The following is a 20,396-nucleotide window of genomic DNA, read 5'->3' as shown; positions in this document are numbered from 1 at the left end:
ACGCCCCTATGCCCGGAGTACCCAACGCTTTGCACCACGTTCAGGCCACCGAAGACCAGGCGCGGTAAGGCAAGTTGAGAGCCGGACAGACGATCTCCCCGGTAGGGGCTTCGGCGATGGGCGCCACCATCGGACCGCTGAGGAATGGCGCCTTGAGGCGGCGACACAGGTCCAGTTCACGCAAGCTGGCCACGCCCGCGACGCCTTGCCACACTTTCTTGCCCCGATAGGCGTCAGGGTCCGTCAGGAAGCGAGAAATCGTCGCCAACCGCGCGCGCTCGTCCTGTCCTTCCAGGACTAGGGTGACGCTGTTGACGGCGCTGGCGGGAAGACTTTCGATCCGAAATCCTGGATCCTTCACGTGCAGATCGATCAGGGAAAAGTGAGGGCGCAGAAAGGCCCTGATCTGGCTGATCGCCCCATAGGAGGGCTCGCGCGGGACATCATAGACATTGGCCGCCAGACTGGGTCGCGCAGCGGGCGGCAGTAGATCAAGCTGCGGACTATAGATCTCGCGCATCGACGGTTTGACCAGCGACGAAAAGCTGAACGGCAGGAACATGTATCCCTTAGGGCCACCCGCCAAGGCGTCACGCGCCGCGGCCAGGCAGCCCAGGTCTCGGACCGTGACGTCCGCGTCCTCGACCGCGCCCATATGCCCGCCCTCCCACGCCGCGCGCCAATCGACGCCGCTGCCGACGAACCGTTCCTTGAGGAGATAGTAGACGCCCCACCATCCCGTTGTCGGCGTCGGGACATCCAACAGCCCGGCGACGCCGCCCATTGGCGGTTCCGGCTCGATCGCCGCCAGTTCCTCGGCAGGGGGCACGCCCTCCACGGGACCGCCGGGCGGGAGAAGACTCGTTACGCCCTCTGGCGTGATCTTGCACACCCGGCCCGCGAAGGTTCCGTCATCCTCGCCCGAGATCAAGGCCCTGAGGGCTTCGGCATGGGTCCCGGCGAACCGCATGACATCGCTCTGGTCACCTTCGAACATCAGCAAAGTGATATCGCCCGCGCCCTTCTCGCCGAACAGCTTGATCTGGAGGTCGGCGGCGAGCGTTTGCAGCTCGCGGGCGTCAAGACGCGTGGCGCGAGGATCAGCCAGAACGAAGGAGAACGGCGCCACCAGGCCATGGCGGCGCGGCCAGACCCAAGTGGTCTCCAGATAGGCGCCGGCCACCTTAGCCACCAAGGCGGCCATAGTTTCGGAATCGGCGAACCGCAGTTCCTTGCCGACGAAGATTTTGAGGCAGGCGATCGCGGTCATGATTTCGGCTCGACGATTGGAACATCAAAATAGCAAGTGTCGCCGCCGGATAAGCTGTGGCGCGGCGCCGCGCTCAACGCCGCGAACAGGCCAGCACTAGGTGGCCAGGGTATGAACCGACGTCGCCAAGTTCGCGCCAAAACGTCCCGCCACAGAGCCATCCTTGTTCGGATCGAACACCGCCAAGCGCACGAGCGTCTGGTTCAAGAGGATGTAGGCGAACTCTCCAAAGGTCACCGGTCCCACGAAGCCACCAGCCGTGCGTCCCTCAAGTCCGGCATAGAGGTAGTTCAAGATGCAGTTGCAGGAGAGCATGGTCGCCGCTTCGTCCGGAGGACCCGCGTGAGCATAGGGTAAAGCGTGTTCACCAACGGGACGCGCCAGCCGGTAGGTTACGCCAGGCACGACCGGGGCGTAGAGCCGCACCTGCCCGATCTCGGCGTCGACCTCCTGGAACGAGACATTGATCACCGCGCCGGCATAGTCGGCGACCAGGGGAGATCGGGTGTCGAATCGGCCCTCGCTAAGATAGCGCGCGAAATTGGCGGGCTTCCCGTTGATCAAGCAGTCGCCAACCGTAAAGCCAGCTTCCATGAAGCTGACAACATCACCGTCGCCCTCGGCGAACAAGTTGACGATGTCTAGGTCGGCCTCAAGCGCGAGCGGAAGTTCGACCCACAGCGTCGCCAGACCGTCGCAGGCGGCCAGCCCCGTCGCGCCGTCAAAGACCTTGGGTAGATGAGTCCCCGTTTGCTCTTGGCGCACGCCAGCGACCCAACCAAAGACCGGTTGGTCGTAGAGCGCCGGCAGCGCGGGTCCTTCAAGCGCATAGCGCTGGTGCGTCTCGCTGAAGGCCGGGGCGATGATGCAGGTCAGGCCATGACCGAACCGCCCCTCCGTGAGCCCCCCGAGCTTGTCCGCCGACAGGATCGCGGTGCGCGCCCGCAGAGCTTCATCGAAGACGGTACAGAACAATCGATCGTCACATGTCACGCCGCCCGCCTCAGTGATGAAGTAGGCGGTCGTACCGCCGATCCAACGCCCCTTGGGTAAGCTTCGCAGCAGTACTTCAGGGCCGGAGATGAACGCGACGACGCCAGATGCGACAAGATCGGCGGCGGCCGCCACCGTCAGGAAGAGATTTTTCATCGGGAGCCTTCCTTGGCTTTTGTCATGCCAGCGTAAGCCGCCGGACTCGCCAATTGGCTAAATTGGGCCGGACCCATTGTCGCAGACGATCGCTGATTCTCTGCCGTCGCGCCGTCCCGTCACCGCTGCCGCGACCAAACGCCACGGGTTGAGAAGGCGGACTCACACACCCTATTAGCGATGTTCGTGAAAGGCTAGCTCACCGCAAAGGTGAGGCCCAGCCATGAACTTCACAAATGTTGTCGCCCTCAATATCGCCGCGGAGTGCTCGTCGGTCTTGGACGACGCCGAGGTGGCGCTACGCGGCACGCTGGCCGATGCGCCTGTTCCAGTCGTGTTGATGGATCTTGAACTTCGACCCGTGCTCTTCAGCATCGGTTGGACGTCCGAGCGCGTAACTCCCGTGGATCTTGATCCAGACACCCTACGATCGTTCTTCCTCGGAGATGAGTTTGTCGAGGCGGCGACGCGCTGCCTTGAGATGGGCGGCATGCAGACCTGCCGCGTCGAAACACCGGCCACCCCGGAAGGGCCGGCGCGCTGGTTTGAACTCAGTATCAGTCCCTGGCCGCGAGACGGTTCGCCCGCCCGCCGCGTTGTCGCCTCGGGGCGTGAAGTGACCGAAGCGGTGCTCGCCGCACGCCGAGCCGAAGAGACGCAAGCGTTGTTGGCCGAACAGGTCGCCCGCCTCGACGCGGCCCTAAGCAACATGCCGCACGGCCTTTGCATGTTTGATGAGGCCACGCGCCTCATCCTGTGCAATGTCGCTTACGCCCGGCTCTACGCTCTGCCCGAGGCCTTAACTCGGCCAGGAACACCCCTGGACAGCATCTTGGAGCACCGCGTCGCCACGGGAAGTGGACCGCGCAACGCTGGAGCCTATTTCGACGCTCGGACCGAGGCCTCGCTGACCGGCGAGGCCGCCGGCCGCGACGTCGAATTGACCGACGGTCGCACCATCCGCGTCACCCACAATCCAATCGTCACGGGCGGCTATGTGGCCACCCACGAGGATGTCTCAGAAGCGCTTCGCGCCGCGGCTCAGATCCAATTCTTGGCCTTTCGCGATCCGCTCACCAGCTTGCCCAATCGCGCCGCTTTTCAACAGGCCTATGACCTGGCCGTGACCGCCGCCGATCAGGCCGGCGAGATGTTTGGCCTGATCATGATCGACGTCGATCACTTCAAGGACATCAACGACACGCTTGGCCATGACGCCGGTGACGCCCTGCTCAAGGCTCTGGCGGTCCAGCTTAAGCGGGCCTTCCGGCGCGGCGACACCGTCGCGCGCCTGGGCGGCGACGAGTTCGCCGTCGTGCTGCGCGATCTGAAGGGCGAGCACGACCTGGCGCGTCCCATCGAGGTGCTGCAGGGCTTCCTGCGCGCCCCGATCCAACATGCCGGACAGAGCTTCACGATCTGCGCCAGCATTGGCGCGGCGGTCCACGCTGACCTCGACGCCGATCCAGCTCACCTGCTGAAGAACGCCGACGTCGCCCTCTATCAAGCCAAGGCCAATGGCCGCAATCGCGCGGTCCTATTCCAGCCGGCCATGCGCAGCGAGGTCGAACGCCGCGTCGAGTTGCTGCGCGACGTCCGAGTCGCCATCGCTCAGGGCGAATTTGACCTGTACTATCAGCCGCTCGTCGATCTGGCGTCTAACACGGTGGCCGGCTTCGAGGCGCTGATGCGCTGGAACCATCCCGAGCAGGGCGTCCTGCCGCCGGCCGCCTTCATGGCCGCCTTTGACGACAACGACCTTTCGCTGCAATTGGGCGAGGTCGCTTTCGAACGCGCGCTGGCCCAGATGCGGGCCTGGCTGGACGATGGCGTCGAGTTTGGCCGGGTGGCGATCAACATCTCCTCCAGCCAGTTTCGCACCGGCCGCTTGGCTCTGGATATTGAGGAGAAGCTCAAGCGCTGGAACGTCTCGCCCGAACACCTGACTATCGAGGTTACCGAGAACGTCTATATGGGCTGGGGCGCCGAGGTGGTCAGTGAAACCGTGCGCCGCCTGCATGATGCCGGCGTTCTGATCGCCCTGGACGACTTCGGCACCGGCTATGCCTCCCTGGCCAATCTGCGGCAGTTCCCGATCGACCGGCTGAAAATCGACAAGTCCTTCGTCCAGAACGCCGAAGACGACGCCATCGTCCGGGCTGTCTGCACCCTGGGGGCCAGCATGGGCATGAAGGTGGTGGCCGAGGGCGTCGAGCGTCCCGACCAGTTGGCCACCCTGACCGGTTACGGTTGCGATCAGGTCCAAGGCTACCACTTCGCCAAGCCGATGCCGGCGGCCGAGGTGGCCGGATTCCTGCGCGGTTTCGCCAAGCCCTGAACAACCCGACGGCAAGAGAGGAGCGCGCCGATGTTCCAAGCCGACCCCAGGACACGCAAGATCGTGGCGGCGGCGCTGCGGCGGGTGCTGATCCTCGATCCCAACCCAAACGCGGCGCGCCTGCTCGCCGATCAGATGCGGGCGTTGGGTGAGGTCCAGATACAGAGCGCGGCCACGCTCGGCGATGGGCTGGCGCTAGCCCGGTTCCTGCGTCCGGACATCATCTTTGTTGAACACGCCAGCGCCGGCCTGGACGGCCTGGCTTTCACTCAGCAGCTACGGCGCGGGCGCCTGGAATGCCGCGAGGCGGCGGTCGTGATGTGCACGGCCGAAACGACACCCTCGACGATCTTCGGGGCCCGAGACGCCGGGATCCATGAATTCCTGCGCAAGCCATTCACGCTGGGCGACCTGGAGCGACGGCTGGCGGCGGTGACGCTCAAGCCCCGTCCCTGGATCGAGGCCGTGGGCTATGTCGGCCCAGATCGCCGCCGGTTCAACTCCGCCGAATACAAGGGTACGACGAAGCGACGCTCGGATGCCAAGGGCGGCGGGACCGCGGCGCAGCTGTCGCAAGCGCTGCGCATCGTTCGCTCGGCCGCGCAGCATCTGGACAGCGACCCGACCCAAGCGCGCCGCGCGCTTGCCGCCCAGGCCAGGGATCTGATCCGGATCGCAGGGGTGATGGGCGACACGCGGTTGGCCCAGGCCGCCACAGCCCTGATGCAATCGGTTGGCGAGGCGGCGCCTCTGGATCGCCGGACCCTGGTTCGCATCATCGACGATCTGATCGGCTTGGTTCCGGCCAGCCAGCTGGCGGCTTGAGACAACTCACCAGCAGCTCGGCGACGAGAGGGCTTTGTTAGGTCACCTGCCAGACGCGAGCGGACGATCTTCGTATTGGGCCAGGGTTGTAAACCTGAACCAAAACGCCACTAATGCGCGCAAGTCTGATCACGCCAAGCCGGTGATCGAGACGGCTGAACCGATAATGAGCGCGAGGACCGAGATTTCGGAGGGCGAGCAGCATGAGCGAGACTTCCGTGGAACGGGCCCTACCTCGGGCAGCGTCCGTCGTCATGATCGCCGTCGCGCTCATCGGCGGAGCCTTGCTGGCGATCGGCCCTGGAGACTATCCCGACCTCCACACGATCCTGGACACCAGCATAGCGCTGCTGTTGGGCGTGGCGGCGTTGTTGCTTTGGAACATGGGCCAGCACGCGGGAAGGGCGTTTCCCAAATGGCTCGCCATTAGCTTCGCCGCGACCTGCGTTCTGGCGACCATTCATGTGCTGGTAACCGTGGAGTGGTCTGGGCCACTGGCGGGGATCGCACGCTCGAAGGGCGTTCTGCGCCCCGCCACCTGGCCGCCTGCCACCCACCTGCTGCCAATCGGGGTCGGCTGGGCGTTGTGGCGATTGCGGCGCGGCGTCACTGGTGGAGTGCTCGGCTACGCCGTGGTTATCGTGGCCTTGGGCGTTGGGTTGTTCGCCGCCTTCCAACGCTTGCCAACCTATCTGCCCCCCGGGCCATTGGGCATCACCCGGCCTATTTTGATCCTGGCTCCGCTTCTGTGGGGATGCGTCGGTGTGGCGGCTTGGCGGCTGCGCGCCCAGGACCGCTTGGCGGCGCCGCTCACCTGGATGGCGGGCGCGCTTTGCGTGGCCAATATCGTGATGCTCTATTCGCGCGCGCCGGCCGATGGACCGGCGATGGTCGCCCATCTTGGCAGGGTCGGCGGCTTTCTGGTTCTGCTGCTTTGGGCGATGCAGATCGCCGCGCGCGACATGCGCGACCGCGCCAGCGCCGAAGCGGCTCTATTGCGACTCAACACCGAGCTGGACCAGCGCGTGGCCGAGCGAACCGCGCAGTTCGAAACGGCGAACGCGACCTTGGAAGCCGAGATGCAAGCGCGCCGCCAAAGTCAGCGGCTGCTCGAGGCGATCATCGAGAACTCGCCCGCCGTAATCTACGTCAAGGACCTCGATGGACGCTACCTGATGGTCAACCGCCGCTATGCCGACATTTTCCAGATCGACCGCGACGCGATGATTGGCAGCACCGACCACGACATCTTCTCCAAGGAGGTCGCCGACGCTTTCCGCTCCATGGACCTACGCGTCGCGGCGGTCGACCAGCCGCTCACGGAGGAAGAGGAGGCCCCGCACCACGATGGCCCTCATGCCTATATCTCGGTGAAGTCACCCTTGCGAGACGAGGCAGGCCAAGCCTACGCGATATTCGGGATCTCGACCGACATCACCGAGCGCAAACAGGCGGAAATCAAGCTCCGCACGCAATTTGAACGCCTGAGTCTGCTGGACGAGATCACCCGGGCCATCGGCCAGCGACAAGATATCCAGAGCATCTTCCAGGTCGTCGTGCGCAGCATCGAGGACCAACTCCCGGCCGACTTCGCCTGCCTGTGCCTCTACGACGACCTAGAGCGCGCGCTGACGGTCGCGGCCGTCGGGGTCAACAGCCAGGCCTTGGCGTTCGAGCTGGCCATGCCCGAGCGAGCGCGCGTCGACATCGACCAGAACGGCCTTTCGCAATGTGTCCGTGGTCGCCTGGTCTATGAGCCGGATATCGCCGAGGTCCAATTTCCCTTTCCGCAGCGGCTTGCGGGCGGCGGCCTCAGGTCGATGGTTTGCGCGCCGCTACAGATCGAAAGCAAGGTCTTCGGCGTGCTGGTCGTGGCCCGGTTCCAGCCCGAGGCCTTCGTCAGCGGCGAATGCGAGTTCCTCCGCCAGCTGAGCGAACACGTCGCCCTCGCGGCTCACCAGGCCCAACTGCACGGCGCCCTCCAAGCGGCCTATGACGACCTTCGTCAGTCCCAACAGGCGATCATGCAGCAGGAACGGCTGAAGGCGCTGGGCCAGATGGCCAGCGGCATCGCTCACGACATCAACAACGCTCTATCGCCGGTCGCCCTCTATACGGAATCGATGCTGGAGACGGAAACCAATCTGAGCTCCAGCGCGCGCGGACGGCTCGAAGTCATCCAGCGCGCCGTCGAGGACGTCTCGCAAACCATCGCCCGCATGAAGGAATTCTATCGCCAGCGCGAACCCCAGTTGGCCCTGACGCCGGTGAAACTGAACGATCTCGTGCAGCAGGTCATCGACCTCACCAAGGCGCGCTGGAGCGACATGGCCATGCAGCGCGGCGTGGTCATCACGGTGCGAACAGACCTGCACCCCAACCCGCCAGCGATCCTCGGCGTGGAGAGCGAAATCCGCGAGGCGCTGATCAATCTGGTGCTCAACGCCGTCGATGCGGCGCCGGGCGGCGGTGTGTTGACGCTGCGCACCAAGGTCGTCGAGGCCAGGAATGGCGGCGCTCCCAGCGCGGTCAAGATCGAGGTCGAGGATGATGGCGCGGGAATGGACGAGGAGACGCGGCGGCGCTGCCTGGAACCGTTCTTCACCACCAAGGGCGAACGTGGCACCGGCCTGGGGCTGGCGATGGCCTATGGCGTGGCCCAGCGGCACGGCGCGGAGATGGAAATCCGATCGACGCTCGGGAGTGGGACGACTGCCTGCCTGAGTTTCCCCGTGCCCGCCAGCCCGGCGAGCCCGGTGCGAACCGAAGTAGGATTGGCGCCCCGCTCACGGCTGAACCTGCTTCTGGTGGACGATGATCCGGTGCTGTTGAAGGCCTTGAGAGACGCGCTCGAAACCGATGGGCACCAGGTGACGATCGCCAACGGCGGCCAGGATGGCGTCGACGCCTTCAAGGCCGCGAACGACCGCAGCGAAATCTTCGCCGCCGTGATCACCGATCTTGGCATGCCCTATGTTGATGGACGCAAGGTGGCGGCCGAGATCAAGGCTCTGTCGCCCACCACCCCGGTGCTGCTGCTCACCGGCTGGGGCCAGGGCCTGGTCGGCGAAGCGGAGATCTCACCGCACGTCGATCAAGTTCTCAGCAAGCCGCCCAAGCTCCGCGAAATACGCGAGGCCCTCGCGCACCATTGCCAGGCCGAGGAAGACTGATGGAAAACACCGGCTCGATCGAAGGCACGCCCCTGTCCGATCCCGGTCGGCCGCGCATACTCGTCGTTGATGACGAAGCGACGATCGTCGAGGCGCTTTGCGACACGCTGCGCGGCCAGGGCTACGAGGTCACAGGGTTCACCGACGGAAACGCCGCCCTCGCTCGTCTGGAAAAGGACAGCTTCGACCTGCTGCTGGCCGATCTGACGATGCCTAGAATGGGTGGCGTGGCCTTGCTGGCCGAAGCTCAACGGCGCGACCCTGACCTTGTCGGCGTCATCATGACCGGTGATGGCACCATCGCCACGGCCGTGGAGGCAATGAAGACCGGCGCGCTCGACTATATCCTCAAGCCCCTGACGTTGAGCGTTGTCCTGCCAGTGCTTTCCCGCGCCCTGACCATGCGACGGTTGCGGATCGAGAACGTCGAACTGGAACGCAGCGTGCGCAAGCGCACCGCCGAGCTTGAGGCCGCGCTTGAAGAGGTCGAGGCGCAGACGGCCGAGCGACTCAAGGCCGAACAGGCGCTGATGCAGGCCCAGAAGATGGAGGCGGTCGGACGGCTCACCGGCGGGGTCGCCCACAACTTCAACAACCTCCTCATGGCCATGGATGGGGCCTTGCAACTGCTCGACAAGCGTCTGGAGCCGGACCATGTCGGCCGAAAATATGTCGACTGCGCCCGGCAGGCCACCGAGCGGGGCGCCAAGGTGACCAGTCAACTCCTGGCCTTTTCGCGCACCCAGCGCCTTGATCTGCGCCCAACCGACGTCAGCCATGTTCTGCGGGAGGCGATGCCGATCTTCGCCCAGGCTCTGGGTCCAACGGTTGCCCTGGATCTTGATCTGAGCTGGAGCGACGCTTGGGCCTTGGCCGATCCCGATCAGCTGGAACTGGCGATCCTCAACCTCGCCCTCAACGCCCGCGACGCCTTGCCAAACGGCGGTGAGGTGACCTTGGGTGTGACCCTCGAAGACCCGCTTGCCGGTCCGCCCGTCCTGGTGGTGTGGATGCGTGACACCGGTGTGGGCATGCCGGCCGACACCGTCGCCCGCGCGCTGGAGCCGTTCTTCACCACCAAGGAGCGAGGTCAGGGAACGGGCTTGGGCCTGGCCCAGGTCTATGGGTTCGCGCGCCAGTGCGGCGGCGAGGTCAAGATCGAGAGCGCGCCGGGCGCGGGGACGACCATTCGGATTCTGTTGCCGCCGGGGCAAGCTCCAGCCTCCGTGGCCGAGTCCGCACCGGCGAGCGTTTCGAATGGGTTGGACCGCCCGGAATATCTAGGCGGCATCCGGCTGCTGGTGGTGGATGACGATGACGCGGTGCGTCAGGTTCTCGTCGATGGCCTGCGTCTCGAAGGCTTCGAGGTGTTCGAGGCGGAGGACGGCGCGACCGGCCTGCGGATGCTGGAGCGCGAGCCGCCTGACGCTCTGGTGCTCGACTATGCCATGCCCGGCATGAATGGCGCGGAGGTCGCCAAGCGGGCGCGGGTCCTGCGGCCCGGTCTGCCCGTCGTGTTCTGCAGCGGCTATGCCGACACCCTGGCTCTGGACGATATCGAGGACGCACCGCTGGTTCGCAAACCGGTCGCCGTCTCGACACTTGGCCAGATGGTGGTCGATTTGGTCGCGCGGCAAGCCCGCTGAAATCCTGTCGTGATCTTGGGTCGTTTCCGCAATGTTCGATGCCGTATTCGAGGGTGTCGCCCGAGGCATTCCCTTCCTGTTCTCGACAGTCTACGACAGACAGGCTGCGGGACGGCCACAGGTCCTTCGCCATGCTGCAGAAACCCTCATCCTTCGGAATTGGCCAAGGTCCTGACGGAGCTTTTCGTAGGAACTCGCCTCCTGCCTTCCGCCGCCTGACGAGCGCCTTGATGCCAAGGTGAAGATTGAGGACGGGGCGCGATCGCGCGCGTCGAGACCTGGCTTGTCATTGTCGCTGGCGCGCGCTCCCGCGAGCCGCTACGGCTAGGACGCGATCGACAGGGACGACTTCTATTCATCGTGGTCTTGCCGTGCGCCGGACCGACCATGCCCCAAGCGCCGCGCCCGACCGCCCTTGCAGACCCCGCGGTGTTGACGCCCGGCCGTAGCGGGACATTCGCCGGGTTCGGCGGCGATAGCGATCCGTTCGCCGCCGCCGTTCGGGCGACCGGCACGCCGATGATCATCACCAATCCCCGCCTGGCGGACAATCCGCTGGTGTTCGTCAACGACGCCTTTTGTCAGCTCACCGGCTATGACCGTGAAGAGGTCATCGGGCGAAATTGCCGCTTTCTTCAGGGTCCCCAATCCGACCCTGCGGTGGTCGAAGCCATCCGCGTCGCCGTGAGACTGGGGCGGGCGATCGCCATCGATGTGCGCAACCATCGCAAGGACGGTTCGGTGTTCTGGAACCGCCTGCAGATGGCGCCGGTCCACGACGCCGGCGGTGAGCTGAGCTACTTCATCGCCAGTCAGTTCGACGTCACGGCCGAACTGCAGAGGCTTGAAGACCTCGAACGCCACAACGCCGACCTGGCGACCGAGTCGGCGCGGCGGCTGCAGGCCCAGCACGACAGCGAGCAGCGGCTTCGCTTCGCCACGGGAGCCGGCCGCATGGGTCTGTGGGACCTAAACCTGGTCTCGGGCGAGCTGACGGCCTCCTCGGTGTTCCGGGAGAATTTCGGGCGCCTGGCGTCCGAGGCGTTCGACTTGCCGGTGCTGCTGGACGCCGTCCATGCCGACGACCGCCGGCGTGTGCGGGAGGCGTTCAGGAGCCCGGACGTCGATGGCGACTTCGCGCTCGAGTTCCAGATCGTCCGCCCCGACGCGGCCATCGGTTTCATCCAGATGCGCGCCGACATCATCCGGGGCGTCGATGGCGCGCCTCTGCGCCTCGTCGGCGTTTCCATGGATATTTCCGAGCGCCTGAAGGCCAGCGAGGAAAAGTCTCTGCTGCTGCGGGAGCTCGCCCACCGCATCAAGAACATGTTCGCCGTCGTCGATGGCGTGATCTCGCTTTCCGCTCGGGCCGACGCCGCGGCCCGGCCGTTCGCCGACGCCTTGCGAACCCGACTGTTCGGTCTGGGCCGCGCCATGGCCTATGTGACGCCGCCGGAGGTGGTGGGCAGCTCGGAGATTGCGCCGCAGACCCTGCTGGTTCTCCTGCATGTCCTGCTGGAGCCCTACGGGGACCTGGACACCGCCGACCGGCGGGTGACCGTGTCGGGCGACGATGCTCGCATAGGTCGCGCCGCCACCACCTCGATGGCCCTGATCATCAACGAGCTGGCGACCAACGCCTTGAAGTACGGAGCCCTCGGCCACGCCGGCGGTACGGTCAGGATCGAGATGATCCTGGACGGTGACGATGTGACCGTCGCGTGGCGCGAGCATGTGCCGACGGCCAAGACGGTAACTCAGGGGACAGAGGGGGGCGGCTTTGGCAGCACCCTCCTGGAGAACGCCATCGTGCGGCAGCTTCGCGGACAATGGTCGCGCGAATGGACCCCCACGGGGCTGCACACCAACCTGCGCTTTTCGCAGGCGCGCCTTGCACGCTGAGAAGCCAGCCGCACATGGCAACTCCTTAACCAAGTTGAGCGGAACCTGCGGGTGACGCGGGTATTGAAACTATCATGGTAAAGCTGCTGAACCGGACGACGATCCTGGTGGTCGATGACGAGCCGTTCATTCGCGGCGTCGCCGCCGATTATCTTCGGGACGCGGGCTACCTGATCTTCGAGGCCGACGACGGCGCCGAGGCGCTGTCCTTCCTCGATGAAAACCCTGAGATCAGCGTGCTGTTCACGGACATCAACATGCCCGGCATGGACGGCTTCGCCCTGGCCGCCGAGGTCCGGGCGCGCCGTCCGCTGATGCGTGTTGTCTTGACCTCGGGCCGCGAGCGGCCGACCGCCCCGCAGATGCCCGATCGCGGCTACTTCATCGACAAGCCCTATGCCGAAGGCCAACTCACGAAGCTCATGGCCATGGCTGCAGCCTAAACTGCCGTTTGCTCGCGCCCAAAATGCGTGTCGCACCCGCTGCAACTAGCGGCAATCGGCAGCCATAGTCGTTCGAAAGTGGATCTAGCCTCCATCCCCATTCAGCGGTCTCCAGTTCGGTACGAGGGCTGATTTGTGCGCGGAGGGCGGAATCTAGGCGGCCTGAGCAGAATTTTCGCTCACTCCTGGCAAGGCTGCTAGGCGAGAATCTGCAAGCCGTGCTTCTGCACGATCGCCAGCAGCTTGAGCGCCGCTCCGCTGGGCTTCTTGGCGCCGGCCTCCCACTTCTCCACGGTGCTTTCGCTGGTGTTGAGATAGCGGGCGAAGACCGGCTGGCTGACATGATTGCTCTCACGGAGTTGCTTGATCTGCGCGGGCTCGATCATCGGCGGCACGGTGAGGCACGTGGCGTCGAAGTCGCGCATCGTAGCCTTGTCGATCGTGCCGGCCCGGTACATGCCGGCGACGTTGTCATGGATCGCCTCGAAGGCGTCGCTCTTAAACTTGCGCTTGGTCATGACAGATCTCCACAATCGCCTTGGCCCCTAGCTCCTTGGCGATCTCCACGTCGGTCTTTTCGGCGTAGAGATCGGCCAACTTACGAAAGGCCTTCAATTCGTCGTCGTCGATATTCGCCCGGTCCTTTTTGGCGAACAGATAGGCGTAGACCCAATACCTTCGACCTTTGGCCAGGATGATGCTGCGGCTACGGTTCTTGTCGAGACGCTTCTTGAACACCCCGCCACCCAGATCATCGGCCTGACCCGCCATTGCCGCCGCAACCGCCGCGCAAAGCTCGCTGTCCTTGATCAGCGCTTTCTTGGCCGCCTTGGTGAACCAAGCCGTCTTGAAGACCCGCGCGACTTCCTTGGCCTCGGTCATGAGAAATATGTAGCACTGAGTGCTACCCCATTCAATGGCGAGACCATGCACATCATGACGCGCTCAGGGAGTCCACGCTGATCAGACAGCGCTTTCCGCCCTTGGCCTTCTGAGCCGCCGTTACACACCGAGCCAGCACATCGCGGTTTTGCTCGACAATCCGCCGCGCGGTTTGCATCTCCTGCCAACGCTGCGGGTCAGCAATAGCCAGCAGTCGCTCACCAGCCGACCACATATCGCGGTGAAGCACGCGCGCCGCCCTTCTCTCGGGCCAAGCCCACCGTTCTGGAGCCGCCTGTGAGACGATGACCGGAAAGCTCCCGCCGAGAACCGCCCCGCCGACTACACCGGCCAGCGCCGCTTGCAAAAGTCGCCAGTTCTGCAGGCTGGCCAGCCGCGCCGTATTGACCCAGCCACGAAGATCGCCCGCCGCTCGTTGAAGCATCTCCTGGGCCTGATGCAACGTCGCGCGATCCTGCCGCCGAGCCTCGTCACCGGCGGCCGTGATCTGCCGCGCGATCTCAGCGGGCGTAGCTGCCAACGCCGGACTAGCCGCCAGCTTCCCGATCCGCCCAACCGCGACCCTCACGCCTTGAGCGATCTCCCCGAGCGTCTCGCTGTAGTCTGGCGCCGACGCGCGTTCGGCGGCTAGCCCTGTCAGAGCGACATTCAGCAAGGCCACTTCCCGCCGCAACGCCTCGAACGCCACCGCCGCCGGATCTACCAGCGCTTCTGATCCGATGTCCTGATCCATCCTATCCTCCTACAAGCCAAGTCCCCGGCCACGACCGATGCCGAGGTAGTCAGAAAGGCCTTGCCCCACGCTGCGCCCCATCTCGGCGGGAAGCCCAAGCTCGGGCCGACGGGCGCGCAGCAACGACTCCACCTGCGGGTCGCGCTCCAGGCTCTTGGCCATCGCGCCCATGCGGTCCTTGACCTGGCCGGCGCCGGTCATGTCGCCCGCGCGGTGCAGGGCTGAGCGCTGGCGCTGCAGGCCCTGCCAGCGCTCGACGAAGCGATCGGCGCGCAGACGCGGATCGGCCCTGACTTCGGCCTCAAGCTGAAGGACGCGGATCGCCCGCTGCGTGCGGCCCGACGCCGTCTCGTTGGCCAGGGCCGGATCGCGGACATAGGCCCGCTCCAGATCCTTGGCCGAGTGCGGACCGATCATCCCCATCGCCTCGCGCGCCTGCTCCAGCGCCTGGCGCTGATGGGCGAGCACCGGCAAGCCGCGGTCGTTCATGCGCATGACGTCGCCCGCAGCGCGGGCGTGCCGCTCGATCGCCCGGCGCTGAACAAGCTGGTCGTTATCGTGCGCCGGCGCCGCCGGCTGAGGCGTTGGACTGGCCGGCCGGAAGCCGGCGAACATGCCGCGCTCGTGCTGCGAAGATTTCTGCGGCGCCAGCGACGCCGGCACACGAATGTTGCGCTGCTCGGCGAAGTCACTGGCCATGTCCTTGGCCCGATCACGCGACAGCACGCGGGTCAGGTTGCCGAGATCTTCGAACTCGTCGCGTCCATAATGGACCTGGACACTGTCGCGATGCCGCGACAGGGCGACATAGGCGCCGTGGCGATCCATCCCCGGCGTCGCCAGAACATGGGTCCGATCGACGGTGACGCCCTGGCTCTTATGGATGGTGGCCGCATAGCCGTGATCGACCTGGGCGTAGTCCTTCAGGTCGAAGGCGACCGAGCGCCCCGCGTCGAGGCGCCCGGCGTCGAGCCGCACGGTCATCCGGGTCGGCGAGACCTGCTCGATCTCGCCCAGCATGCCGTTCTTCACGCCGAGCCCGCGATCGTTCTTCAGGAACATCAGCCGATCGCCAGCCGCGAACGACCGCTCGCCGCGCTCGGCCTTGACTGTCACGTCCTCGCCCAAGGCGCCGGCCTGACGCAGCCGCTCGCGCGCCGTCAGATTGAGATCGCGCACTTCGTCATTGGTGTGGGTCAGGATGATCCGGCTCTTGCCCGGCTCGGCGATCCGATCCCTATCCCAACGCTCGACCAAATCCTCGCGCGCTTGATCGCGGGTCTCGGCGACATGGACCATGCCGCGCGCTTCGTAAGACGCCAGCGCCTCGCCGGTTCGGCCGGTGGCCAGATGCCGGGTGGCGTCGCGCTGCCACGCCTCATGCTGTCGCCGAACCTGGGTGATCTCGACGTGAGAATGACGCTCGGCGATCGACCGGAACGCCGCGCCGGCCTCGATGGCCTGGAGCTGCTCAGGATCACCGACCAGCACCACCTTGGCCCCGGCCTTGTCGGCCGCCGACAGCAAGCGCTCCATCTGCCGCGAGCCGATCATCCCGGCCTCGTCGATCACCAGCACATCGTGCGCGTCCAGCAGTTCGCGCCCCTGGCTCCACTGATGCTCCAGACTGGCGATGGTGCGTGAGGCGATACCCGATCCGCCCTCCAGGGTCTCGGCGGCGATGCCCGACAGGGCGAGCCCTCGCACCTCATAGCCCGAGGCTTCCCACGCCTCCCGCGCCACGCCCAGCAGCGCCGACTTGCCGGTGCCGGCGTAGCCAACCACCACGCCCAGATCGTTGGCCTGAGTGACGTGCTCGAACGCCGCCTTCTGCTCACCGGACAGGACAAGACCGCGCTGCTCGGCGCGCGCCAGGGCGCGGCGCTGATCCACCTCGCTGACCCGGTGCGCCTGTCGCTCGGCCATCAAGGCGGCGCGATGCAGGCGGTCCTCGACCGCGATCATCTCGCGGCAGGTGAACCGATCCTGGCCGCGTCCGTCCTGGCCTAAGGCGACGAGTTCGGGTGAGGCCTGCACCGCGTTCATGGCGCGGTCGAACTGCTCTTTGCCGTCTGAATGGCGGTGAATGAACATCGCCAAGTCGCGGCGGGTGAAGGTCGCCTGCTGCTTGGTGATGGCGTCCAGGGCGATGCGCGGATCGGCGATGATCCGTTCGCCATTGGCCCGCGCAATCTCGTGGTGCTCGTCGAGCCGATCGGCCTCCAGGCCCTCGTCGGCTCTGCGTCCAGCGGCCGGGCCGATCTTGTTCTGCGGCTCAAGGTCGATGCCCTGGTCTTCCAGGCTGCGGTGATCGATCCGTGCGTCGATGTCCAACGACGCCAGCCGCTCGTTGACGTGATCGGCCCAGGCCTCGCGCCAATGCTCGACCAGCTCGGTGCGGTTCCAATCGCGGACCTTGGGGCCGAACCCGTCTTCTCCGACTTGCCGCATCGACAGCATGACGTGGGCGTGGGGCTTGGCCAGGCCATCGGCCCCGATGTCCCAATGCACATTGAGATCGGCGACCATGCCGCGATCGACCATTTCGCGCTGGACGAAGTCGCGGGCGAGATCGATGCCTTGGGCCTGGTCCATCTCGCGCGGGATGGCGAACTCGACCTCGCGGGAGAGCTGGGCGTCCTTTCGCTTCTCGCCGGCCTCGACCGTGTTCCACAGCGTCGCGCGGTCGGACAGGTGCTCGGGCGCGCCGTCCGGCAGCATGACCTCGGAATGGACGACGCCGCTCTTGTTGGTGAAGTCGTGGTCGCGATCCAGCCGCTCATCATGCAGCCGCGAGGCCGAGCGGTAGGCGGCCGAGGCCACGGCGCTGGCCCCGGTGGCGCGACTGATGACTTTGACGGAGAAGTGGAAGATCGCCATGGCGACAGACCACTTACTATCCTGAGCGCACGTCGGCACGACGTATAAGCGCGCCCTCCAAGATTAAAATCTCGGGAGGGACCGGACTGTCCCAGTGTGTTCCGGCGACCTTACAGCATTCCGTGGCCCGCTGTTTTATCCTGAGCGCACCCCGCCATCATGGAGACTGCGATGCGCAAACCTCGGGACTTTGACGCCGAACTGAAGACGCTGGGGGACAAGGCCAGGATGCTGAAAGAGCGGAAGGTCAAACAGCTGGGCGAACTGGTGATCGCCACCGGGGCGGATGCGCTGGATGTCGAGACCCTGGCCGGCGGACTGCTGGGTCTGGTCGAGACGAAGGACGCGGCCCGCAAGGCGGAGTGGCGCAAACGCGGCGCGGGGTTTTTTCGCAGCGGGAAGGCAGAGCCTGCGCGCGCTGCTGGCGGCGACCAATGACGCGACCCGGCGAACCACGGCGGCGCAACACCGGCTTGAGGCGGGGCGAGCCAGGACCGACACGCGGGCCTGGGTGATGCAGCGGCGAGAGCGGACTCACCACCTGATCGAGTTGGGCGGCCTCGTGCAAAAGGCCGGCCTCGTCGAGCTGACGGGCGACGACCGCGCGACGCTCTATGGCGCGTTCCTGACGCTGGCGATGATGCTCCAGGGCGAAGATCGCGACCACACGCTGGCCCTCTGGCGGCGCGGTGGGAAGCGGGCGTTCGAGAACGACAATACGCCTAGCTGACCGCCAAGCCTCGCCAGTCCCTACGACGACTTTTGCTGGCCCTCGTCGTCCGCCATGGCGCGAACCAGATCGAGGATCTGTCGGCGGACACGACCCTTGCCAATTTTCGGGAAGATCGCTGCCAGTTCCAGACCCTCGGACGTGCTCAGAAACGCCGTGATGACCCGATTGGCGGCCTCGCCGACATCGTCGCTCTCATCGGTGACAGGGTCGGCGAGGCCGTCGAAGAAGTACGACACCGGGACCTGAAGCGTCTTGGCGATCTCATACAGCTTCGATGCGCTGACCCGATTGGCGCCGCGCTCGTACTTCTGGACCTGCTGGAAGGTCAGCCCTAGCGCGTCGGCCAAATGCTCCTGGCTGATGCCCAGTATCTTGCGGCGCATGCGCACGCGACCGCCGACGTGGAGATCAACGACATTGGGCGTGCGGGCTTCAGGCGTATCGGTCACAAAAGTCTCCATCGCATCGGTTGGTCGGTGCGCCGCCAACCGGAAAGGTTCTTGGCGGCGCAAGAAGGCTTTGCGCTGCGGAATTTCAAGGTCGCTCTCCAGTTACGCTAGTGCTCCTGGATTCGACGCATTCGGATCAATCAGCCATGCTGAGGAATGCCCAAGTACGATCCCCTGTCGGGTCATCTGCGTCGCCAGCGTCACGACGAACTCGAACTGACCTTCGCCGAGATCGAACGCATCCTCGGCGCCATGCTCCCCAAGAGCGCGATCCGACCACAGTGGTGGGCGAACACCACCGACCCGGACACCAGCCATATGCAGCGCAAGGCCTGGCGCGACGCCGGCTATGACGCCGTTCTGCTGACCGTTAAGGACCGCGTGCGTTTCAAGCGGACCCGCTGACGCGCCCGCCAGGCTGGGCCTGTCCTGCCGCCCACCGAGCTTGAAGCCGCCGCCGACCTTCGCTCGGAGACAAGACGCCCTGGATCGCTTGGTGGAACAAGGGCCGGACGGGCTGGCGCGCGTCAAGGGGACGCCCTTCGGGCGTCTCGCGGAGCGACGGCGAAGCCGCCCTTGACCCGCACCATCCCGCCCGGCAGACGCTCTCCAAGCGCTCCAGGGCGAGCACCGACCGTTCCGGTCCTGGCTCCCGCAGGTTGGTATGGGCAAGGCGGTTGCCGTGGGTGGCGCGGCTAGCGTTTGCAAACAGGCACCCCGCAGTTGGGACAGCGTGCGGTGCGCAGCTCCTCCATCGTCGCCTTGAAGAGGTCGTAGCCGTCGCCTTGCTGATGGACCATGACCTGTAGCGCCACTTCCAGCTTGGCGGCGACGCCGTGCATGTCGCGCGCCCGAACCTTGGGCAGCGCTTCGAGCCATGCCTCGCGTTGGTCGAACAGCGGCTTCAATTGCGCGTCGATGGCGTCCATCTCTTCGGAGGGCAACAATTCCCCGCGCTCCTCTGGCGTCATGCGCTCCCATCGCTTCTGACGCACAAGAATGGTCTCCAGATCCGACCAGCGCAGACCCAGACGGTCGATCTCCGCGTCGAGCACCAGCCACTCGGCGCAGCGGGCGATGGCTTGGTCCGGGACTGCTGCGCTGCCCGCGCCGGCAACGACTGGCGCGGCGCTGGCGGCGCCGATGACGACGCGCCGGGAAACGGCGAAGGGCTCCTTGTCGTCAGACATCGGGATGCTCCGCATTGGAAAGGTTGATGGGCTTAGGGCGGACGCGCTCGATCAGATCGACCGTGCGGGAAATCTCGCAGAGCGCGTCGGCCAGGCGCGCCTGAACGTCGGCGACAGAAAGCCTCAGGTGGCGAGCGATCAGCGCGTAGTCGAGCGCCTCGATGTGATTGAGCAGGAAGACGTCCCGCGTCTCCCGCCGAAGGCGGAGCACCGCGTACGACATGACTTGCTGGGCGTCATGCGGATCGAAGACACGGCCACGCCAGAGATGAGGATGTTGCCAGCGCCACCGCTGGCTGGCCACGAGCGGCCAAGGCATGCGCAGGCGCACCATCACGCGGCGCCTTCATGATCGGAAGCTTCGCGCCCGGCGGCCACGACAACGGCGTCGATCAGATCCCGGACCGTCGTACAGGCCTGCGACCAACAGACCGACGCGATGGCCTCCGGCGGCATCCGCGAAATGGCATGGACTTGGTAGTACGGGCCAAGAAGCGCGGCCAATTCTGGAAGGGCCGCTGGGACGCCGTTGAACCCCGCGCGCCGCGCGAACCTCAACGCCTTGCTCAGGTCGTGGCGGAGATAGACACGGTTCCAGTCGTCGCTGATCCCTCGGTGCAGGAGGTTCGCCTTCAGCGCCAGTTCGATCGCGATGGCCAGGAAGTAGCGGGCCGCCTCGGGATGTTGGGGCGCCGCCTCAGCCGCTGCGTGGAAACCGGCCGCGTTACGACGGAACGTCGCCGCCAACGAGCGGTCGGCGCC

Annotated in this window: 18 protein-coding genes and 2 pseudogenes; 10 read left to right on the top strand and 10 right to left on the bottom strand. The window is 65.6% G+C overall.

Annotation, left to right across the window (positions count from 1 at the left end; all coding sequences use genetic code 11):
* Positions 1-40: 40 nt before the first annotated feature.
* A complete protein-coding gene (locus tag AC1RJ9_RS05410) occupies positions 41-1,270 on the bottom strand; it encodes a hypothetical protein (protein ID WP_492836682.1) in 1,230 nt (409 codons plus the stop codon).
* Positions 1,271-1,366: 96 nt separating this feature from the next.
* Complete coding sequence (locus AC1RJ9_RS05405; protein ID WP_492836680.1) at positions 1,367-2,419, bottom strand: DUF6976 family protein; 1,053 nt, start codon at positions 2,417-2,419, stop codon at positions 1,367-1,369.
* A gap of 223 nt (positions 2,420-2,642) precedes the next feature.
* Here AC1RJ9_RS05405 and AC1RJ9_RS05400 point away from each other — a divergent pair.
* From AC1RJ9_RS05400 to AC1RJ9_RS05370, 7 genes and pseudogenes are all read left to right on the top strand, one after another.
* A pseudogene (locus AC1RJ9_RS05400) lies at positions 2,643-3,446 on the top strand (PAS-domain containing protein); the annotation flags it as partial.
* An 18-nt stretch (positions 3,447-3,464) separates the two neighbouring features.
* Positions 3,465-4,757: pseudogene (locus tag AC1RJ9_RS05395) on the top strand (putative bifunctional diguanylate cyclase/phosphodiesterase); the annotation flags it as partial.
* A 30-nt stretch (positions 4,758-4,787) separates the two neighbouring features.
* On the top strand, positions 4,788-5,582 hold the full coding sequence (locus tag AC1RJ9_RS05390) for a response regulator (RefSeq protein ID WP_492836678.1): 795 nt from the start codon (positions 4,788-4,790) through the stop codon (positions 5,580-5,582).
* A 203-nt stretch (positions 5,583-5,785) separates the two neighbouring features.
* Positions 5,786-8,755, top strand: coding sequence for a hybrid sensor histidine kinase/response regulator (locus tag AC1RJ9_RS05385; RefSeq protein WP_492836676.1), 2,970 nt, complete (start codon positions 5,786-5,788; stop codon positions 8,753-8,755).
* Complete coding sequence (locus AC1RJ9_RS05380; protein WP_492836674.1) at positions 8,755-10,401, top strand: response regulator; 1,647 nt, start codon at positions 8,755-8,757, stop codon at positions 10,399-10,401. The genes AC1RJ9_RS05385 and AC1RJ9_RS05380 overlap by 1 nt, the downstream gene beginning before the upstream one ends.
* Positions 10,402-10,788: 387 nt before the next feature.
* Complete coding sequence (locus tag AC1RJ9_RS05375) at positions 10,789-12,303, top strand: PAS domain-containing protein (protein ID WP_492836672.1); 1,515 nt, start codon at positions 10,789-10,791, stop codon at positions 12,301-12,303.
* A 74-nt stretch (positions 12,304-12,377) separates the two neighbouring features.
* Positions 12,378-12,746 (top strand): response regulator, encoded by a 369-nt coding sequence (locus tag AC1RJ9_RS05370; protein ID WP_492836670.1) that lies wholly within the window; start codon positions 12,378-12,380, stop codon positions 12,744-12,746.
* 197 nt (positions 12,747-12,943) lie between these two features.
* Here AC1RJ9_RS05370 and AC1RJ9_RS05365 read toward each other — a convergent pair whose 3' ends face one another.
* From AC1RJ9_RS05365 to traA, 4 genes are read right to left on the bottom strand one after another with little or no spacing between them, the layout of a single operon-like run.
* Positions 12,944-13,264, bottom strand: a complete 321-nt coding sequence (locus AC1RJ9_RS05365) for a helix-turn-helix domain-containing protein (RefSeq protein WP_137803657.1) — start codon at positions 13,262-13,264, stop codon at positions 12,944-12,946.
* A complete protein-coding gene (locus tag AC1RJ9_RS05360; protein WP_492836667.1) occupies positions 13,245-13,628 on the bottom strand; it encodes a type II toxin-antitoxin system RelE/ParE family toxin in 384 nt (127 codons plus the stop codon). Before AC1RJ9_RS05360 ends, AC1RJ9_RS05365 begins: the two co-directional genes overlap by 20 nt.
* Before the next feature lie 52 nt (positions 13,629-13,680).
* Entirely contained in the window at positions 13,681-14,382 is a 702-nt protein-coding gene (locus AC1RJ9_RS05355) for a DUF6118 family protein (RefSeq protein WP_492836665.1), read from the bottom strand.
* 9 nt (positions 14,383-14,391) lie between these two features.
* Entirely contained in the window at positions 14,392-17,262 is a 2,871-nt protein-coding gene (traA, locus tag AC1RJ9_RS05350; RefSeq protein WP_492836663.1) for a Ti-type conjugative transfer relaxase TraA, read from the bottom strand.
* A gap of 171 nt (positions 17,263-17,433) precedes the next feature.
* On the opposite strand from traA, the gene AC1RJ9_RS05345 reads away from it, so the two are divergent.
* Both AC1RJ9_RS05345 and AC1RJ9_RS05340 read left to right on the top strand, forming a co-directional pair.
* Positions 17,434-17,700 carry a conjugal transfer protein TraD gene (locus AC1RJ9_RS05345; protein WP_492836661.1) on the top strand — a complete coding sequence of 89 codons (267 nt, stop codon included), beginning with the start codon at positions 17,434-17,436 and terminating at the stop codon, positions 17,698-17,700.
* A gap of 76 nt (positions 17,701-17,776) precedes the next feature.
* Positions 17,777-17,992, top strand: a complete 216-nt coding sequence (locus AC1RJ9_RS05340; RefSeq protein WP_492836659.1) for a conjugal transfer protein TraD — start codon at positions 17,777-17,779, stop codon at positions 17,990-17,992.
* A gap of 20 nt (positions 17,993-18,012) precedes the next feature.
* On the opposite strand, the gene AC1RJ9_RS05335 is transcribed toward AC1RJ9_RS05340, so the two are convergent.
* Complete coding sequence (locus AC1RJ9_RS05335; protein ID WP_492836658.1) at positions 18,013-18,444, bottom strand: helix-turn-helix domain-containing protein; 432 nt, start codon at positions 18,442-18,444, stop codon at positions 18,013-18,015.
* A 156-nt stretch (positions 18,445-18,600) separates the two neighbouring features.
* Between AC1RJ9_RS05335 and AC1RJ9_RS05330 the strand changes: the two genes are divergently transcribed.
* Positions 18,601-18,849 carry a DUF7662 domain-containing protein gene (locus tag AC1RJ9_RS05330; protein WP_492836656.1) on the top strand — a complete coding sequence of 83 codons (249 nt, stop codon included), beginning with the start codon at positions 18,601-18,603 and terminating at the stop codon, positions 18,847-18,849.
* A gap of 290 nt (positions 18,850-19,139) precedes the next feature.
* Here the strand turns inward: AC1RJ9_RS05330 and AC1RJ9_RS05325 are convergent, their stop codons facing one another.
* From AC1RJ9_RS05325 to AC1RJ9_RS05315, 3 genes are read right to left on the bottom strand one after another with little or no spacing between them, the layout of a single operon-like run.
* Complete coding sequence (locus tag AC1RJ9_RS05325) at positions 19,140-19,634, bottom strand: hypothetical protein (RefSeq protein ID WP_492836654.1); 495 nt, start codon at positions 19,632-19,634, stop codon at positions 19,140-19,142.
* A complete protein-coding gene (locus AC1RJ9_RS05320; protein WP_492836652.1) occupies positions 19,627-19,968 on the bottom strand; it encodes a sigma factor-like helix-turn-helix DNA-binding protein in 342 nt (113 codons plus the stop codon). Before AC1RJ9_RS05320 ends, AC1RJ9_RS05325 begins: the two co-directional genes overlap by 8 nt.
* Positions 19,968-20,381 (bottom strand): hypothetical protein, encoded by a 414-nt coding sequence (locus AC1RJ9_RS05315; RefSeq protein ID WP_492836650.1) that lies wholly within the window; start codon positions 20,379-20,381, stop codon positions 19,968-19,970. Before AC1RJ9_RS05315 ends, AC1RJ9_RS05320 begins: the two co-directional genes overlap by 1 nt.
* Positions 20,382-20,396: the final 15 nt, after the last annotated feature.

Source organism: Caulobacter sp. GW822-FHT07D08 (genome assembly GCF_058798735.1).
This window is presented reverse-complemented; position numbering and strand designations above follow the sequence as displayed.

What these genes read in the sequence shown, in the direction of transcription:
- AC1RJ9_RS05370 (WP_492836670.1), top strand. Translation starts at nt 12,378, where the DNA reads ATGGTAAAGCTGCTGAACCGGACGACGATCCTGGTGGTCGATGACGAG.
- AC1RJ9_RS05320 (WP_492836652.1), bottom strand. Translation starts at nt 19,968, where the DNA reads ATGGTGCGCCTGCGCATGCCTTGGCCGCTCGTGGCCAGCCAGCGGTGG.
- AC1RJ9_RS05365 (WP_137803657.1), bottom strand. Translation starts at nt 13,264, where the DNA reads ATGACCAAGCGCAAGTTTAAGAGCGACGCCTTCGAGGCGATCCATGAC.
- AC1RJ9_RS05340 (WP_492836659.1), top strand. Translation starts at nt 17,777, where the DNA reads ATGCAGCGGCGAGAGCGGACTCACCACCTGATCGAGTTGGGCGGCCTC.
- AC1RJ9_RS05360 (WP_492836667.1), bottom strand. Translation starts at nt 13,628, where the DNA reads ATGACCGAGGCCAAGGAAGTCGCGCGGGTCTTCAAGACGGCTTGGTTC.
- AC1RJ9_RS05410 (WP_492836682.1), bottom strand. Translation starts at nt 1,270, where the DNA reads ATGACCGCGATCGCCTGCCTCAAAATCTTCGTCGGCAAGGAACTGCGG.
- AC1RJ9_RS05345 (WP_492836661.1), top strand. Translation starts at nt 17,434, where the DNA reads ATGCGCAAACCTCGGGACTTTGACGCCGAACTGAAGACGCTGGGGGAC.
- AC1RJ9_RS05375 (WP_492836672.1), top strand. Translation starts at nt 10,789, where the DNA reads ATGCCCCAAGCGCCGCGCCCGACCGCCCTTGCAGACCCCGCGGTGTTG.
- AC1RJ9_RS05385 (WP_492836676.1), top strand. Translation starts at nt 5,786, where the DNA reads ATGAGCGAGACTTCCGTGGAACGGGCCCTACCTCGGGCAGCGTCCGTC.
- AC1RJ9_RS05330 (WP_492836656.1), top strand. Translation starts at nt 18,601, where the DNA reads ATGCCCAAGTACGATCCCCTGTCGGGTCATCTGCGTCGCCAGCGTCAC.
- AC1RJ9_RS05325 (WP_492836654.1), bottom strand. Translation starts at nt 19,634, where the DNA reads ATGTCTGACGACAAGGAGCCCTTCGCCGTTTCCCGGCGCGTCGTCATC.
- AC1RJ9_RS05405 (WP_492836680.1), bottom strand. Translation starts at nt 2,419, where the DNA reads ATGAAAAATCTCTTCCTGACGGTGGCGGCCGCCGCCGATCTTGTCGCA.
- AC1RJ9_RS05355 (WP_492836665.1), bottom strand. Translation starts at nt 14,382, where the DNA reads ATGGATCAGGACATCGGATCAGAAGCGCTGGTAGATCCGGCGGCGGTG.
- traA (WP_492836663.1), bottom strand. Translation starts at nt 17,262, where the DNA reads ATGGCGATCTTCCACTTCTCCGTCAAAGTCATCAGTCGCGCCACCGGG.
- AC1RJ9_RS05380 (WP_492836674.1), top strand. Translation starts at nt 8,755, where the DNA reads ATGGAAAACACCGGCTCGATCGAAGGCACGCCCCTGTCCGATCCCGGT.
- AC1RJ9_RS05390 (WP_492836678.1), top strand. Translation starts at nt 4,788, where the DNA reads ATGTTCCAAGCCGACCCCAGGACACGCAAGATCGTGGCGGCGGCGCTG.